Consider the following 1,002-nt stretch of genomic DNA (forward strand, 5'->3'; position numbering starts at 1 on the left):
GCCCTGCGGGTGCGGATGCAGGCCGACCGGGGCATGCCCTCCAGCGGCCAGCCTGTCAGGCTGGGCTGTGGCTATGGTATCATGCAGGTCTTGCAGGACCATCCCGCCTGGATGGAGGATTTCATGCGCCTGACCGGCCGCATGCTCCAGCCTGTTACGGATCAGACCCTGCCCGCCAATGGCTGGAGATTTGACCATGACTGAACCATCCGCCTTCCGCCCTGCCCCATCTGTGGCCAGCCCGCGCAGACGCGCTACCGGCCGTTCTGCTCGCGACGCTGCGCCGATGTCGATCTCGGCCGCTGGTTTTCCGGGCAGTACCGCGTGCCCTCGGCAGAGATTTCCCCTGACACGGATGAAAAATACACAAGACGGGTTGATCCCGACGATGAGGTGGGTTAAACGCTTGTCCATCGTCACGGCGGACCAGACTGTCGTGACCTGCCGGACAACGGCCCGGTGCCCAAGTAGCTCAGTTGGTAGAGCATGCGACTGAAAATCGCAGTGTCGGTGGTTCGATCCCGCCCTTGGGCACCATTAATTTCCCTGAAAAAACAAGCTTAAACAGAAGTTCGCTTCCTATATTGGAACGGACCATTCTGCGAACCGTAAAGAAGTTTTGGTGAAGCTTTTTTCAAAAAGCTTCAGGAAACGCCGCCTTTCCGGGAAAAGGCGGCATCCGGAAATTTTTGTGTTTTATATGCTCAGACGGCCTGCGGGCGATCCGTCGCCTCAAAACGCAGGGGCGCGCCCTGGGCCGTGGGGGCGAGTTCGTTTTCCCACATGGCGACGTTGCCACGGATAATCGTGCCAATGGGGCGGCCTGTCAGTTCACGCCCCACAAAGGGCGACCAGCCACATTTGGACGCCAGCCATTCCTGCCGGACCGTCCAGCGGGCGGCCAGATCCACGACCGAGAAATCGGCATCGTACCCCACCGCGATGCGTCCCTTGCCCACCAGCCCGAACAGGCGCTGCGGCCCGGCGGATGTCATGTCCACC

Annotated in this window: 2 protein-coding genes, 1 tRNA gene and 1 pseudogene; 3 read left to right on the plus strand and 1 reads right to left on the minus strand. The window is 60.8% G+C overall.

The annotated features are described in order from the left end of the window. The 3 genes and pseudogenes from JCM25156_RS26035 to JCM25156_RS18080 form a co-directional block, all read left to right on the plus strand. Positions 1 to 204: pseudogene (locus JCM25156_RS26035) on the plus strand (ribonuclease E/G); the annotation flags it as partial. A 3-nt stretch (positions 205 to 207) separates the two neighbouring features. After that, complete coding sequence (locus tag JCM25156_RS28245) at positions 208 to 402, plus strand: DNA gyrase inhibitor YacG (RefSeq protein WP_084296553.1); 195 nt, start codon at positions 208 to 210, stop codon at positions 400 to 402. Positions 403 to 461: 59 nt separating this feature from the next. After that, positions 462 to 537, plus strand: a tRNA-Phe gene (locus tag JCM25156_RS18080). Positions 538 to 704: 167 nt separating this feature from the next. Here JCM25156_RS18080 and JCM25156_RS26040 read toward each other — a convergent pair. Then, positions 705 to 1,002 (minus strand): amidohydrolase family protein (locus JCM25156_RS26040; protein ID WP_148299427.1); only part of this gene is annotated, 298 nt, incomplete at its 5' end.

It is taken from the genome of Komagataeibacter kakiaceti JCM 25156 (assembly GCF_000613305.1).